Source organism: Qipengyuania sp. NPDC077410 (assembly GCF_044543405.1).
Lineage (GTDB): Bacteria > Pseudomonadota > Alphaproteobacteria > Sphingomonadales > Sphingomonadaceae > Qipengyuania > Qipengyuania pacifica.
In genome coordinates, this window is sequence record NZ_JBITWB010000001.1 from 1332814 (window position 1) to 1349110 (window position 16297).

Annotated in this window: 9 protein-coding genes and 3 pseudogenes; 9 read left to right on the top strand and 3 right to left on the bottom strand. The window is 55.7% G+C overall.

What is annotated here, in order from left to right; all coding sequences use genetic code 11:
* A complete protein-coding gene (locus tag ACIGGE_RS06550; RefSeq protein WP_082737146.1) occupies positions 1-789 on the bottom strand; it encodes an SDR family NAD(P)-dependent oxidoreductase in 789 nt (262 codons plus the stop codon).
* A gap of 130 nt (positions 790-919) precedes the next feature.
* Between ACIGGE_RS06550 and ACIGGE_RS06555 the strand changes: the two genes are divergently transcribed.
* The 6 genes and pseudogenes from ACIGGE_RS06555 (at position 920) to ACIGGE_RS06580 (ending at position 10338) form a co-directional block, all read left to right on the top strand.
* Entirely contained in the window at positions 920-1762 is an 843-nt protein-coding gene (locus ACIGGE_RS06555) for an alpha/beta fold hydrolase (RefSeq protein WP_067182368.1), read from the top strand.
* A gap of 71 nt (positions 1763-1833) precedes the next feature.
* Entirely contained in the window at positions 1834-3420 is a 1587-nt protein-coding gene (locus tag ACIGGE_RS06560; RefSeq protein ID WP_210434215.1) for an AMP-binding protein, read from the top strand.
* A gap of 47 nt (positions 3421-3467) precedes the next feature.
* Positions 3468-5654: a TonB-dependent receptor gene (locus tag ACIGGE_RS06565; RefSeq protein ID WP_397489733.1), complete on the top strand. Its 2187-nt coding sequence runs from the start codon at positions 3468-3470 to the stop codon at positions 5652-5654.
* A gap of 306 nt (positions 5655-5960) precedes the next feature.
* Positions 5961-7211 (top strand): NAD(P)/FAD-dependent oxidoreductase, encoded by a 1251-nt coding sequence (locus ACIGGE_RS06570; protein WP_397489939.1) that lies wholly within the window; start codon positions 5961-5963, stop codon positions 7209-7211.
* Positions 7212-7827: 616 nt separating this feature from the next.
* Positions 7828-9076 (top strand): annotated as a pseudogene (locus ACIGGE_RS06575) (IS3 family transposase).
* Positions 9077-9708: 632 nt separating this feature from the next.
* Positions 9709-10338 (top strand): TetR/AcrR family transcriptional regulator, encoded by a 630-nt coding sequence (locus ACIGGE_RS06580; protein ID WP_082737149.1) that lies wholly within the window; start codon positions 9709-9711, stop codon positions 10336-10338.
* Positions 10339-10544: 206 nt separating this feature from the next.
* Here the strand turns inward: ACIGGE_RS06580 and ACIGGE_RS06585 are convergent, their stop codons facing one another.
* Positions 10545-10721 carry a transposase gene (locus ACIGGE_RS06585; RefSeq protein WP_228766238.1) on the bottom strand — a complete coding sequence of 59 codons (177 nt, stop codon included), beginning with the start codon at positions 10719-10721 and terminating at the stop codon, positions 10545-10547.
* Positions 10722-11266: 545 nt separating this feature from the next.
* Here ACIGGE_RS06585 and ACIGGE_RS06590 point away from each other — a divergent pair.
* From ACIGGE_RS06590 to ACIGGE_RS06600, 3 genes and pseudogenes are all read left to right on the top strand, one after another.
* Positions 11267-11876: pseudogene (locus ACIGGE_RS06590) on the top strand (transposase); the annotation flags it as partial.
* A gap of 60 nt (positions 11877-11936) precedes the next feature.
* Positions 11937-13077 (top strand): IS3 family transposase gene (locus ACIGGE_RS06595; protein WP_089213974.1). Its coding sequence is split into 2 segments (ribosomal slippage): positions 11937-12178 and positions 12177-13077, totalling 1143 coding nucleotides; the frame shifts between segments, so codons are not numbered across the junction.
* 18 nt (positions 13078-13095) lie between these two features.
* A pseudogene (locus ACIGGE_RS06600) lies at positions 13096-13350 on the top strand (integrase core domain-containing protein); the annotation flags it as partial.
* Between the two features lie 214 nt (positions 13351-13564).
* Here the strand turns inward: ACIGGE_RS06600 and ACIGGE_RS06605 are convergent.
* A complete protein-coding gene (locus ACIGGE_RS06605; protein WP_067182380.1) occupies positions 13565-16297 on the bottom strand; it encodes a TonB-dependent receptor in 2733 nt (910 codons plus the stop codon).

The following is a 16297-nucleotide window of genomic DNA, read 5'->3' on the forward strand; positions in this document are numbered from 1 at the left end:
CTAACCCATTCGCGAGATCAATCCGCCATCGCTGACCAGGATCGTTCCATTTAGGTTTACTCCATCTCTAGGTGACGCGAGAAGCACATAGCATCCGGCATGATCTTCCGCCTCTGCCGCCCTTGCCAGTGGCGATGCCTTCGCCACCATTTCAACTGTGCGCTGTTCGGAATCGAGACGACGCGATGCGCTCTCCAGTGTGTCCAATCCCGAAAGGCCCGTGACAGTCCCGCCAGGAGCAACGCCGTTAACGCGGATTTGCGGCGCCCATTCATAAGCAAGTTGATAAACTATGCCCCGCAGTGCGAACTTGCTGGCAGTGTACAATGTGCCACCGCCGCCAGCTCTGAAACTAGCATTGGAGCAGGTCACTATCAGAGAGCCCGTGGATTTCCGCAACGCATCTGCGGAAGCTCGCGCCAAGAGCAAAGTCGACAGCACATTAATTCGGAACAATTCCTCGAACGCTGCCTCCACGTCTTCCATTTTCATGCGATCTATACGCTTGTACCAGTCGTAAACGCCGGCGTTCGCTATCGTGGTGTCCAGTTTTCCGAATTTTTCCTGCGCAAGTTCGACGCCCGCTTCGCAGATCGCAGCCTCTGTGCAATCTCCCGCGAGGACAGAGCACCGATCCCCCAAGTGATCCGACAAATCCGCGAGAGCGTCGGCATTGCGATCCAACGCAACTACATTCGCTCCTTCCTCGACGAGACGTATCGCCACTGCCTTGCCGATACCTGAAGCCGCGCCAGTGATTAACGCTGTTTGGCCCGAAAGTTTTCCCATCAATTCTCACCCTCTGGTTTTTTGTCTATTTCAGATCAACCATCCATACTCCAGCGTATTGACATCTTCCAAGGTCCCTCGCAACAGACAAGGAAGAAGAATTTGGCGAAATGCTGCTTTGGAGAGAGGTATGCCCGGTAATACGGAGCTTCCCGATATCGGGTTGTCGATAGACGTCGACGGTATCCAGACAAATTATCACGATTGTGGAGAAGGTGACCCCGTCATCCTCCTTCACGGTTCGGGTCCGGGCGTGACCGCCTGGCAAAACTGGCGAGGAATCCTGCCAAAACTTGGGGAAACGCACAGGGTTCTGGCCCCCGACATCGTGGGCTTCGGCTTTAGCCAACTGCCTGAAGGAGAGAAGCCGGGCATCAAACTGTGGACGCGGCATCTGGCGGGCTTTATAGAAGCCCTTGGCCTCGACCGCGTAACGCTGGTCGGCAACAGCTTCGGTGGTGCCCTCGCGCTGGGAATGATGGCTTTTCATTCCGACAAGGTGCGCTCGCTTATTCTTATGGGCACACCGGCTGGTGAGTTTGAGCAGACGCAGGGATTGGCGGACAGCCGATCCTTCGAGCCCAGCATGGACGCCATGCGCGCTATGATGAAGGCATTCCCATACGATCCGTCAATAGTTACCGACGAGGCAGTGGCCGCGCGCCTGCGTGTGGCGGAAATCGCCAGCGGGAAAGAGACAATCCGCAAGCTGCAGCCTGGCGCTGATCAAGCATCGAAAGGTCCACGAATCGTCAAGGGCATTCCGCTGGAGCAGTTGAAAGCTATCGATGCGCCAACGCTGATTCTGCACGGCCGCGAAGACAAGATGATTCCATTGCATGTTGCAGTGCGAATGCACGAACACCTCAAGCGCTCCGAGATGCATGTCTATGGTCAATGCGGCCACTGGGTCCAGCTAGAGCGTGAGCATCAGTTTCTGGACCAAATACGCGCATTTCTCCGTCGCAATTGAAATCCTCGCTAGCCGTATTTCTTGGCCGCAAAATCCTTAACACAGTTTCCGGCGAAATGGTATTTATGCAGATGTCGAAAACCAGAACCGAGATACTTCGTCGTCTCAGTGAAGGCGATCGAGCTTTCCTGCGCGAAGAATATAGTGATGTCGTGACCATGTTCTGGGACGCGGTAGAAGCTTGTCCTGAAAAGCTGGCACTGATTGAGGGAGATCGAAAACTCTCATACGAGCAGTACGGTTCTGCGGTTGCAGGTCTCGCTGCGCGCATTGGCGAGATTGTCCCGCCATCAGGCCGTGTCGCGATTTCCATCCCGAATTCTATCGAGGCAAACGTCGCCATTTTCGCTGCATTGAGCGCTGGTGCCGAGATTTCGATGGTCAATGCCGAATATACGCCGCGCGAACTTGGAGTGTTGTTCGGGATTGCGGAGCCCGATCTCGTTCTGGCGGGTGGACAGAACGCCACGGTCGCCGGTGCCACCGCCGGCAGCATTGGTAAACCACTAGCGATCGTGGGCGAGGGCGGCATTGCGATCGAGCAGTTGCTGGAAACGCCGCCAGAGCGGCCGGGACTCGAAATAACGGGCGAAAGCCCCTGTATAATCATGTTTACGGGTGGATCGACGGGCGCACCGAAGGGTGTCCGGCGCTCTCAAAGCTCGGAAATGAGCTGCATCAAGGCAATGCAAACCGCTTGGCCTACTCGCCTATACGAAGAAGTCTGGCTTAATGTTGCCCCCGTCAGCCATGTCTGGGGCCTGCACATGGGGTGCTTCAATCCTGTTTATGGGCGCGCTCCCCTCGTAATCGTTCCGCGCTTCCAGCCAGACGTCACGGCAGGTCTGATGGAAAAGCACAGGGTCAGCGTCTTCAGCGGTGGTCCGGCGGCTATCTATCAGGGACTCCTTGCAGCCCCTGATGCCGACTTATCTGCGCTGTGGCTGTGCCCTGGCGGCGGTTCGGTATTCTCTCGGCAAACCCTTCTGCGTTGGGAGGCCAAGACCGGCCTTCCGATACTCGAGGCATTTGGCATGACAGAAGGCGGCCCACTGACGGCGCAACCACTCGACGGCTCGCACAAGTACGGCACTGCTGGCCTCCCATTGCCCGGTATCGAGGTGGCCATTGCTGCGCTCGATGGAAGTGGCAAGCGGCTGGATCCGAATGAGAACGGTGAAATTTTGATCCGCGGAGAACGTGTCATTGAGCAATACATGGGCCTTCCACCATGTGCAGATGACGGATGGCTCCCCACCGGGGACATCGGATGTTTGACTTCGGATGGTTTTCTGACAGTCGTCGACCGCAAGAAAGACATGCTCATTGTTGCGGGATTTAATGTCTATCCCAGCGAGATCGAGGAAGTAATTTCCCAAGTTCCGGAGGTCACGGATGTGGCTGTAATCTCAGTGCCTGACGATCGCAAGGGTGAAGTGCCCTTTGCTTTTGTAGCAATCGACCAGGGGGCCGGGATTACTGAAAAGACACTCCTAAATCACTGCGCCGAGCACCTGACCAACTACAAGATTCCGCGAGCAATCGTCTTGCTTGACGAGCTTCCAAAGACGCCCGCACGCAAGCCGGACAAAAAGAGGCTCGAGAAACTGGCTAGAGATTTTTTGAGGAAGCAAGGCAATAAAATTACTGCAAAGTAATACAGGAATAGATTGCTAATTTTATTATGCCAAATTGGGGAGGTTTTATGAAAGTATACTTTTTAACAACGGTGGCTGCGCTGCCGGTTTTGCTCTGCCCGGCCGCAGCTTTTGCGCAGGGTGCATCTGAGGATCAAGCGGGCGAGTTCGCAGGAGCGACCGAGGCACAGGCTGAGGAAGGCAATGGGACGATTATCGTTACCGCCACTCGCCGTGAGGAAAGCCTGCAGGAAGTGCCAGTCGCGGTGACGGCAGTTTCTACCGAAGCGCTGACGACATCCGGCGTCGAGCAGGTCCGTTCACTCAACCAGCTTGTGCCCGGATTCAATGGCGGGCGCAATCAGAACGTGATGCAGCCCAGTATCCGTGGCGTAGGATCCAGCGGCACCTCAGTGGGTGATGAATCGAACGTCGCCGTGTATGTCGATGGGGTGTACCAAGGCGATCCTTATTCGACACAGATTGATCTCGTCGAAGTTTCGCGGGTAGAGGTATTGCGCGGACCGCAAGGTACGGTATTCGGTCGTAATGCGACCGGCGGTTTGGTTAACGTCGTGACGCCGGATCCGCAGTTCGCGCCACGGGCCTGGGTAAGGGGAAGCTGGGGCCGACTGCGCGAAGACTCGAACAATTTCGACATCCGCGCCTATGCAACCGGCGGGTTGACAGACTCGATCGCTGCCGATCTGGCGGTACTGTACCGAAATCAAGATGGATACGCGACTGACTTGGTCAGCGGCGGCACAGTCGGCGATACCGAAATTGCTTCCATCAGATCCAAGCTGTTGTTTCAACCTAGCGACGATGCTGAGTTCGTTCTGACGGTTGCCTACGTCGATACGCACGAAGAAACTGCGGCGACCGCCCAGCCTTTTGAAGGCAACACCCGTGGCGCACAATTCGCCGGAGCGATCATCTCTGACGAGCCTTGGGAAATCTCGAACTTCGCCTTTGGAACACCGGGCTTGTCGGAATTCACCCGTCTCGATCTTGCGCTGAAGGGGCAGATTGATCTGGGCGGAGTTATGCTTGAATCGACTAGTTCTTATATGAAGACGCGCGTCCATCAGATCGCAGATTCCGATGCCACCAACATCCTCCTTGGTGAAACGAACATGCGGGTAAAGCCCGACACATTCACGCAGGAACTTCGTCTGATTTCGGACAATGCCAGTCCGTTAAGTTGGACTGCCGGCGTTTATTACTACCAGCTTGAGGGCGAGCAGCCGCTCATATTAATAAATCGCCAGGATACGGCGACCCCTGTTACGCCGATCACGATTGAACCTGAAATCAAGAACTCTTCGATAGCGGCATTCGCCGAAGGAACCTATGAGTTGGCACCAAGGCTTTCGGTAACTCTGGGCGGGCGGTTCACCACTGAAACACGAAAGTTTTCTCAACGGATTAACGGGAATCAGCTCTTCTCCGATGCAGAAGAAGATTTCGATAAGTTTACCTATCGGGTGGCTGTCCAGTATGAAGCTTCACCTGACCTGAACCTTTATGCGACCTATGGGACAGGCTTTAAGAGCGGCACGTTTAACACGTTCAGCGCTTCCAGCGTTGCTGTCGAACCCGAAACCATCGAAGCACTGGAATTCGGCATCAAATCCGATCCATTCCCATGGCTACGCGCAAACCTTGCGACCTTCTATTATACCTATGACAATCTGCAAGTTACCGCGCGGGCGGCGGACAATTCCTTCGTTCTTCAGAATGCTGCAAGCGCGGAAATCTACGGCGGTGAGCTTGAACTTTCAGCAGAGCCCACGCGAGGCCTCAATCTGAGAGCTGCCCTGGCTTACACGCATGCCACCTACGATGAATTTGAAAGTGCGCAGGTGTTCATTCCTCAGCCCGGTGGGGGAAACATGGTTGCCTCGGCTGACGCATCAGGAAATCAACTTGTCCGTACGCCAGAATTCACTTTGACGCTGGGTGGTCGCTACACTTTCGATACGTTTCAGGGTGAAGCATTTATCGGCGGCAACCTGTTTCATTCGAGTGAGGTTTATTACGACTACCTCAACATTTTCGGTCAGGATTCATATGAACTGCTTTCAGCCGAGATCGGCTGGATTAGCCCAGATGATGATCTGACATTCCGGGTTTACTCCAAGAACCTTACGAATGAAGCGGTGGCTCAACAGATCTCACCGGGTCCGCTCGGGGCATACATCATTTATGAGCGCCCACGCGAAATAGGTGCAAGTGTAGAATTAAGATTCTAACCTGACGGCTGGAGGGAACGCTGAATTAAAGTCAAGCTGTACTCTCCAGCATCACCTCGATTGGGGTCACGTCATTGGAGTAGGCGGTCTACTCACGCATTGCCGTGATTGCTGTAGGGGCGCTACATGTCCGGACCAGGCGGGGCTGGTAATACCAGAAAGCGCCCCATCCATGAACTATGACCGAAACGACGAGCCCCACAGCTCCGGCAATTGCACCGAGACTTCTCGGCTGTTTTGCCAGATGCCGAAATTTGAGCATCAGACGGGATCGAGCGTCCCAATCATTGAGGAGGACCGGCGTTGATTGATCGTTTCGACGTGCTGATTGTTGGTACTGGGCACGGTGGCGCCCAGACTGCGCTGGCGCTCCGCCAGAATGGCTTTGAAGGCACCATAGCCATGTTGGGGCGAGACAAAGAACCACCCTACGAACGACCACCTCTATCTAAGGAATATCTCGCGCGTGAGAAAGAGTTCGAACGCATCCTGATTCGCCCCGTCAGCTTTTGGAAAGACAAGCAGGTGCGCCTGATGCTTGGTAGTGAAGTCGTCGCGGTTGATGCCGATGCTCGCACCGTTGCGTTGCAGGATGGCCGAACGTTTGGTTATGGAGAGTTGGTGTGGGCCGCGGGCGGCTCACCACGCAAGCTAACTTGCGAAGGCGCTGACCTCCAAGGCATCCACTCCGTGCGCGACAAGGGGGATGTTGACGCAATCACGGGCCAACTCGGTAACGGAGCGAGGCGGGTCGTGGTGATCGGCGGCGGCTATATCGGACTAGAAGCGGCAGCCGTGCTACGCAAACTTGGCTGCACTGTCGTGTTACTCGAAGCAATGGAACGCGTATTGGCCCGCGTCGCGTGCGAAGCGATTTCCCGGTTCTTCGAGGCACAGCACAGAGTGCACGGTGTGCAGGTTCGACTCAATACAGTGGTCGACTGCATTCAAGGGGATGGTACCAAAGCCACCGGCGTGAAGTTGGATAATGGTGAAGTTATCCACTGCGACATGGTCATCGTCGGCATAGGCATTGTTCCCGTCGTCGAGCAACTTTCCGCAGCTGGCGCCGATACGCCTAATGGCGTGGCCGTCGACGAGTATTGCCGTACAAGTCTGCCGCATGTCCACGCCATCGGCGATGTCGCCCTTCAAGCCAACAGTTTTGCCAATGGTAAGATGATCCGGATTGAGAGTGTGCAAAACGCCGGTGGGATGGCAAATACAGTTGCGAAAAACCTGTGCGGAAGCCAAGTTCCTTATTTAGCGACCCCTTGGTTTTGGTCCAATCAATACGACTTGAGGCTACAGACGGCTGGCCTATCTGCAGGCCATGACAAGACCGTTCTACGCGGTGATCCGTTCAAACGAAGCTTTTCGGTGATCTACCTAAAACGGGGTAAGGTCATCGCACTCGACTGTGTAAATGCGATGAAAGACTACGTCCAAGGCCTTAAGCTAGTGGAGGCAAGGGCAGAAGTCGCGGTCGAGGCGCTGGTTGACTCTGAGACGCCGCTGAAGAATCTCATATCGGTTCTGAGAGGTGAGAAAAAGTGAAAACTCACGACGACTATTGTGAATGGCTACATCGTTTTCTCCCAATCGATGACTGATATCAAAGTATTAGGGATAATTATAATTGAACGCAAAGGTGTTGAATGGGGCGAAGGTGAACGAAAGCCTCAACCAAGAAATGGTCGAAGCGACATATTCCGGTGGCGAGCATGAAATGGCTGATCCCCGGATACCCGGGGCCGGTCGGCCCGTTGACCTGCACTCAACCTGGCTCGTTTGAATCCGTCCGATAACGCGGTTGGCCGCGCAACGGTTGTCTCGGCATTTGATACACCGGATGCTGATTAACGTAGCTCCCAAAATTTGCTCGGGAAAAAATCAAAGTCAAACCGCTTCGTTGCGCATGTGTTCGGTTGAAGTGTTGGGCGCCTTAGCGGAGCCAGTTGGGCGTTGCGGGAATAGCTGTTGCGTTATCAGTTCTGCGCCGAACGCCGCCGGATTTGCGTACACCAGAACAGTTGCGTTCTCTCCCGATTGTAGTCCTCGCCCAAGGCAGCGGCTCGATCCAGGCACGGGCTACTCTGCCACCTGAATCCTGGACCATTCGCGGTTAGACTTTTCTGCCGTAGATATCCTTGGCTGGCCGAGGAGTTATGGCATGAAGGCATCGGAGTTGACGGACGCGCAGAAGGCGTTCGTCATCAAGCAGGGTGAGGAAGGGACGCCGGTGGCGGAGATCTGCCGCAAGGCGGAATAAGCCGGACGACGTACTTCAATTGGAAGAAGAAGTACGCCGGACTTTTGCCGTCGGAGGTGCGGAGGCTGCGCGAGGTCAAGGACGAGAATCGGCAGCTGAAGCAGATCGTCTCAGACCTGACGCTCTATCGTGCGATGCATCAGGATGTCATCAAGCGTAAGCTCTGAGGCCGGATCGAGAGCGCGAGATCAACGACGAGGTTCGGCAGGACTTGCAGGTGACGATCCGCAGAGCATGTGCCATACTGCACTTCGATCCTTCGACCTATCACTACTGGTTCCGCCGCAACGATCCGTCATTTTTTGAAGGAGCGTATCAGGGAGACCTGCGAGACGCATGTCCGCTACGGCTATCGGCGCGTGTACTACATTCTTCGCCACCACGGTTGGGGCGTGAACATGAAGAAGGCCTATCGCCTTTACAAGGAGTTAAGTCTTCAGCTCAGGAACGAGAGGTCCAAGCGTCGGGTGAAGGCCAAGCTGCGGGAGGATCGATCGATGGCGATCCGGCCGAACGATGTGTGGGCGATGTTCTTTGTTCAAAACCAGCTTGCGACTGGTCGCAAACTGCGCATCCTGACGGTAGTCGACACGTTTTCGCGTCTGTCACCTGTGATCGATCCGCGGTTCAGCTACCGGGGGAAGATGTGGTCGCAACGCCTGAAAAGGCTTGCCAGAAGATCGACTATCCAAAGACGATACGGGTGGACAATGGCAGCGAGTTCATCTCGCGAGACATGGATCGGAGGGCTTACCAGCGCGGTGTTACCTTGGACTTCTTTCGCCCTGGTAAGCCCGCAGATAACGTGTTCATCGAAGCGTTCAACAGCAAGCAACGGGTGAATGCTTGAACGCGCACCGCTTCCTGTTGCTGGGCGAGAGCGGTGCCGCATCGATAAGCCGTTCGAGCCTGGGCTCCTGAGCGGGGGCGACCGCATCCTCAACCACGACGAGGCCGGAAACCAGCGAAGGCTGTGCAAGGTGCTTGCGAAAAGCTGGAGGCGTAACGTAGACACTACGACGAAGAGCGACCGCACAGCGCGATCTGGAATATCCCTCCGATCTTGCTGCCAAACTCAGCCGGTGCGACCAACCCACCGGACCTGAGCCAGGTGGAAAACTCCAGGCCCGCGTGGTCCAAGGTTCGGTAGGAGTATAAGCAACCGAATGGCTCTAATCCCAACTGGGGGACAGCCGGGGGTCTCGTCAGCTACCTTCATGAAAGATGATCACAAAAGGCGGGGCGTGATCCCTCCAAAAAATTGCGTTGGTGTTTCCAGGAGTCGTTTCAAGTCTCCTGCGATTCGATAGTATGCCGCCAACGAGCTCGTTTCGTCTTGATTTATCTCACGTGGACCCAATAAACCAACCGGGCTATCAGTGGCCAACCGTTGCCAGCCCCCATGTTGCCCATAGCTCTGGCAAGGCGACCTCGTGAGCTGATCAAAAGCCGTCGGATATTGAAACAGACTGGGTACACAAAGGCAGAACGGCAACTTCGAGCCTCAGAAAGGACCATATGGGAAAAATTGCGCAAGTGCCCCCTCTTCGCCGAGTGGTTACTCTCATCTCAACCATACAGGGGATCTGGGCCCCAAATCGGGCGGACCTCAACAATTCACTTGTTCACGCAATCTTAGCTCATTCTGCGCAATACTAGAAATGCACCGGACTTCGTCGCAGTCGTCGCAAAGTGGGGTGAGTCGACGCGTTGCTTTAAAGTTTATCTCCTGCACGAAAACGCGTTTTGGGTGTAATCTTACCTATCGAACCAGCGGATATCATGCAACCTTGGCTGGGCACGAGATTAGATATTGGGACATATATGCTTAACGATAAGGGTAAGAGTGGCGATTCTAAGCAACTATCGAAGGACGCATGGCTAAAACACACCCTCAAAACCATTGGCGAGGTGGGTGTCGCTAATATTCAAATAGAATCCCTTGCTAAAGATTTAAATGTTACAAAGGGTAGTTTTTATTGGCATTTTAAAGGAAGAGACGCACTTTTGAATGATGCCCTCTCATATTGGTACGAAACTGCAACAAGGATAATTGGTCGTGCCGCCAATCGCAGTTTCAGCGATCCTATTGATCGTCTAAGATATTTTTTCAGTTTAGCATTTAATCAAAGGTACGATGTCCCTGGTGGACCGGTTGAGCGGGCCCTGCAAGAATGGGCCCGGGTTTCTGAAGCGGCATCAAAAACAACCCAACGTGTCGATCAAGAACGGATTCGGTTAATTGCAGATGCCTACATCGAACTTGGAAAAAGCGAAGTCGATGCACGTCGAATTGCTACTATGGCTCTTGGTCAGATAATTGGCCTAAACGTTCTTTCGCGATCCGAACCCAGGGAAGATCTTACTGATTATAATAAAGCATTTCAAATTATGTTCCTTACCTCGGGATGACAGCGATTCAGCAGTCGTTGCTGGGGGATCGAAATGGCCGGCAACCGTGGTCACGCTCAGTAGTCCGCTCTGAATGACTGACCGGCTGACGCCCGTAGCTTCAAGCGGAGGGGCTGAAGCCATTTTTGTGGGTACGCCGGTCAAAATAGCGCTTGAAGATGTCATTGGGTGAAGTTGCCGGAGGTGGTCGAGAGGTAATCGCGTTGTCAAAAGCGCTGTTCCGAGTAGCGCTTGCGCATGTTTTCGAACTCCTGCTGGATTTTGCGCGAGGAGCGCCCCTTGGCCTGGCGCACGAAATCAGCGACCGAGAATTGTGGTGGGATTTTGACGAACATATGCCCGCAGTCGCGGGACAAGGACCAGTTGCTAATCTTCGCGCCCATTTGGGGCAGACCTGGCAGATGATTTCGCGCAATCCCAGTCGGACTTTGCCGTGCAGTACCCCGAGAGATACTTGGGTGCCTAGACGAGGTGGTGGCGATCGTGAAAAGTTGTGTGGCCGCCGACCGAAGTCGGAAGGGTAGCTCCCCGGGCGCGACACTAAATTTATGATAGGTGAAAATAGTTCCGTCCCTATTATCGCCTCTCGGGTGAGGGCGGAGGAGCCGCATCTCGACTCAGCTATTGCAGCAAGGAATGATGGACGTCTCATTAATCTCGATAGCGCCTCCAAGCTGAAATATACGGTCAAGGCAGGCTATGTCTTACGAGGGCTTGCCATTTCGCTGGCGTTTGAAACAACGATCTGAAGCTTCGCAGTAGTCCGCGCGAAATGAGGGGTGCCATCGTAAGGCAATGCAAACGTTGGACGAAACGCCTGCATTGAGTGAAGCTGTGAGGCTGTGGCCGAGTGTGATGTGGCCCCCTGATTTTCCTCCGATCTGGACGAGAGACCGGCCCTGTTGGAAGGACGGACGAGACGAAGTGACTGAGGTTCACCGAAAAGCAGATCATTGGCTTGCTTAAGGAGGCCGAAGCTGGAGCGAAGACCGCCTATTTGGCCCGTCGATATGGTATAGCGGAAGCGACGATCTACAACTGGAAGTCGAAGTATGGCGGGCTCGAGGTTTCGGAGGCTCGGCGGCTGAAGGAACTCGAAAGCGACAACGCGAGGTTGAAGCGTCTGCTGGCCGATGCAATGCTGGACAAAGCGGCGCTGAAGGATCTCCTGGCAAAAAATTCTGCCGCCGGGCGCGAAGCGCGAAGCTGTGGCTCATCTCCGGGACTGCCATGGGATGAGCGAGCGGCGGGCGTGCCGGGTCATCGATACCGATCGCAAGGGTGTGCGGTACCGTTCCACGCGGGACGTTGACGCTGAGCTTCGCGAAAAGCTGCGCGAACTGGCCAACCAGCGTCGCTGGTTCGGCTGCCGCCGCCTGCATTTCCTGCTGCGTCGGGAGGGGATCATGATCAACCGGAAGAAGACCCAGCGCCTATATCAGTAAGAGAGACTAGCAGTCAGGTGGCGACGCGGCCGCAAGCGGGCTATGCGAACCAGAGCGCCAGCACCGGTCCTGGCTCTGCCGAATCCGCGGTGGATGAGTAGCCCCTAGATTTCTGGACGCCTTCTATCCTAATTTTGAGGACAGGAGGCGACGATGGGGAAGCCCAACTTCAGTGATGAGTTCAAGCGCGATGCGGTGGCCCAGATCACCGAGCGTGGATATCCGGTAGCCGAGGTTTCGCAGCGGCTCGGTGTCAGCCAGCACTCGCTGTATGCGTGGAAGCGACAGCTGGGCAGGCAAGTGTCTAGCGATGCGAGCAAGGATGCCGAGATCCGCCAGTTGAAGCGCGAGTTGGCCCGGGTGACGGAGGAGCGCGACATCCTAAAAAAGCCACCGCGTACTTCGCCCGAGATGCAAAGTGAGGTACGCGTTCATTGCCGAGCATCGCGATCGTTTCGGCGTGCGGGCAATGTGCCGGTGCCTCGCTGTGCAGCCGAGTGGCTACTATGCTTGGCAGAAGAGCCCGCTGAGCCAGCGGGCCCGGGAAGATGCCCGGCAGACGGAGCTGCTGCGGCAAGCGTGGAACGACAGCGGCAAGGTCTATGGCTACCGCAAGCTGCACGATGACCTGCTTGATCACGGCGAGACCTGCTGCGCGAACCGCGTTGCCCGGTTGACCAGGCTGGCGGGCATCAAGGCACAGATCGGCTACAAGCGCAGGCCGGGCAGCCATGGTGGCAAGCCGTCCCTGGTGGTCGACAACACTCTGGATCGCCAGTTCGACGTGGCTGCGCCGGACCGGGTCTGGGTAACAGACATCACCTACATCCGCACCCTGGCAGGCTTTGCCTATCTGGCAGTGGTGATCGACCTGTACTCCCGCCGTGTGGTGGGTTGGTCGATCCAAAGCCGCCAGACCACCGATGTGGTGCTGCAGGCACTGCACATGGCGGTATGGCGGCGTAAACCGAAGCAACGGGTGCTGATCCACTCGGACCAAGGCTCGCAGTTCACCAGCATAGACTGGGCCGCCTTCATCCGGGCTCACAATCTTGAGCACTCGATGAGCCGACGGGGCAACTGCCACGATAATGCCGTGGCCGAGAGCTTCTTCTCCTCGCTCAAGCGTGAGCGCATCCGGCGCCGTACCTACAAAACTCGCGAGGAAGCCCGGCAGGACGTGTTCGATTACATCGAGATGTTCTACAACCCGGTGCGCAAACATGTCAGGAACGGGATGCTGTCACCCGTCGAGTTCGAACGGCAGCAGATTTTGAAAGCCGAAGGCGTCTAGAAAACTAGGGGCTACTCAAACGGCCGCATGCGCGACGAGCTGCTCAACGAAACGCTGTTCCTCAGCCTCGCGCATGCCACGTCGAGATCTCGGGTTGGGGTTGAAGATTACATTCGGGAGCGACCACACTCAGCCCTCGGCTACGCAAGCTCGGCGGCGTTCGCCGCCCGACTGAATAACCAATGGCCTGCCTCGCTACGCCCTACGGGCACCGCTACCCAGCCCATTGCTTCAGCCGCGCTCATGCGCAACAATGCCGCTACTAGGCCCTAATCCCAGCTGGGCGAAAGCTGGGGGTCACGTCAGTCCCTGCAAAGAGGGATTCATGCAGCGAACACCGCTGCCGGCCTCTCCCTATCACATCATCGACGATATTGAGCACACGGAACTTTTGTTCGGACGCCACCTAGTCGTGAGCAAATAAAAGTTCGAAAAAGAGGGCTCGACACAGCGAAGCGCCGAACCCTCTTGCAATTAGCGAGTAAGTTCAAAACTTGCCGCGCACGGTGATGCCGTAAGTCCGCGGTTCCGCAAGAAAAGCGGAGAACGTTTGTTGCGGAGCCACGAAAGGCGTGTTGAAGGCCACCTGCGTATACCCAACGTCAAACAAATTATTGACCCATCCCTCGATCGCGAAGCGATCCGCAATATTGGTTAGACCCACACGCCCGTTCACTACGACGAAGCTGTCCTGTTCCTTGCCGAAGATCAGGTCGGAACCGGTGTTGTAATCACCAGCCATACGAGCGTTCACGAAGACCAGGCCTTCGAGCCCACTGTCGCCGATTGGCGGCGTCCACGTAAGCGACGATGTTGCCACGATCTCTGGTGCATTCGACAGGTTGTCGCCTGGCAGCAAGCGTAGTGCGGGGTCGAGCGGTACCCCGGTATCGTCCCCGATAAGATTGTCTTCAAAGCTCGTATCAGAATAGGTGACGCCAAGGGTAATATCCAAATCACGAGCGGGCCGTAGATAGGTTTCGATCTCGACACCTTGAGCGATCACACCTGGTGCAACTTCATCGGAAGAGCATGCTCCGGTTGTCGCGCTTGCGTCCCTGTCGGCCCCGCCGAGATCGCTATCGCAACTATTGACCGTCTGCACGATGTAGAACGCCCCATTGAACGTGTTCAACTGGAAGTTACTGAACTCTTGCCGGAAGCCTGCAATGCTAACCCCGAACTCGCGTGTCGAGTATTTGAGGCCGATCTCATATGCATCGACTGTTTCTTCATCGAACTGCAGCGCGGCTGCCGAGATATTGGCCGGATCGAACGCAAGCGGATTTGACAGTGCAGACCTGTCGAGGTTGAAACCGCCCGCCTTGTAGCCGCGTGAATACGAACCGTAGACTAGCAGATCGGGAGTTGGCTTCCAGCTCAGGATAGCCGTGCCGGTAAACTCCTCTTCTTCGCGCGAGTCTTCGAGAGAAACTCCATCGAGCTCCGATGTCGAATTGCCTTGGCAGGAAAGGCTGATGATACCACCGGCCAGAGGTGCCAAAGTCGGAACACCCAGAAAGCCTCCGAGCAGATTGCGGTTTGTCGGACAAACCGTGTTGTCGTTGCGGAAAGTTGCGTCGAAGTCCTTGGTTTCGTTCGTATAACGAAGCCCCAGCGTCAAATCGAGCGTATCCGTGATCGCAAAGATATTATGCGTGAAGAACGCGAAGTTCTCACTCGTCTGATTGTAGACCTCGCTGACCGTTCCCAAATCGCTGATGCTTGCAAGGTTGTTGATACCTGCGAGGATCGCCGGGGTTGCAGCGCCGAATGCCGGGCTTCCGGTCAGCGTACCGTCCAATGCCGCCACGTTGGCACCCAGGCAATTGGAAGCCCCCGGATTGACCAAAGCCGGATTGATCGCGATCGCGATGCGGCACGCTACGAAATTGCCGTACTGGGTGCCGAACCGCAGATTATCACGCACCTGCAGTTCTTCATTGGCGTAATACGCGCCGATCAACCAATCCAGTTTGCCATCGAAGGCCTCACCGGTAAGGCGCAGTTCCTGAGTGAATGTTTCAAAGTCTCGAGCAAGAGCATTCTCGGTCGGAGCGCGGTAGAGAATATCGACAGTAGTGTAATCGGTGTCAGATCCCTGGCTGTTGGCATATTCACGGTAGCCCGTGATAGACGTCAACGTGACGTTCCCGAAATCCCAATTGATCTCAGCCGAAATACCGTAGTCTTCGGTTTCGCCTTCATAGCTTCTGCCTGGCGTAGGGTACAGGTCGCGGTTGAATGTGTCTTGGGTGAGGGCACGCGGATCCTGCCCAAGCGCAAGCAACACGGGAACGATCGGATTTGCGGTACTCGTCAGGGCGGCCCCATCCGATGGCCTCGTAAAGGGATCAAATCCAGCGCTGATCCGTGCAAGCGGAGCAAACTCGGGCTGGACGAACGTCGCGGCACAGCACGCTTCGTCCTTTTTGGAATAATCCCCGACAAGGCGAATGGACAGGTCGTCGTTAGGTTCGAACAGGAGCTGACCGCGGACCAGATAACGATCGCGATTGTTGATCGTCCCACGATTGGTAATATCGTTGTAGAAGCCGTCGCGCTCAAAATACACGCCGTCAACGCGCGCAGCTACTCTGTCGCCAAGCGGAGCGTTTATGCCGCCTTCGACGCGGATCGCATCATAGTTGCCATAAGTGAAGGCCCCGTATGCGCTGAAATCGAACTCGGGCGGTGCGGTATAGATATTGATCAGGCCTGCCGACGAGTTCCGCCCGCCCAAAGTACCTTGGGGACCGCGAAGTATCTCGACCCTGTCGATAGGGCCGAGCTCACTCAGGGCGCTTCCCGAACGAGAGCGATAGACTCCATCGACGAAAACCGCGACCGAACTTTCCAGACCAGGGTTGTCGCCGACCGTGCCGATACCGCGAATACGCGCGGAACCGTTAGCTTCGTTGCCGGTGGAAGACACCAGCAGGGACGGTGCAACCTGGTTCAGCTCACGTATGTCGCTGGCGCCCGAATTCTGGAGGGTTTCTCCGGAAACAGCTGACACGGCGACTGGAACATCCGCCAAGACCTGCGATCGCCCTTGCGCGGTAACAATGATTACGTTTTGGTCTTCGACATCGGCCCCTTCAACCAGATCCGCATCGGGTTCGCCAACATCCTGGGCGAAGGCGGCTGTCGGTGTGAAGGCAAGTGCCGCTGCCAATGCACCAAGGGCGCAATGGTGGCGTGATGGAAATCTTTTCAT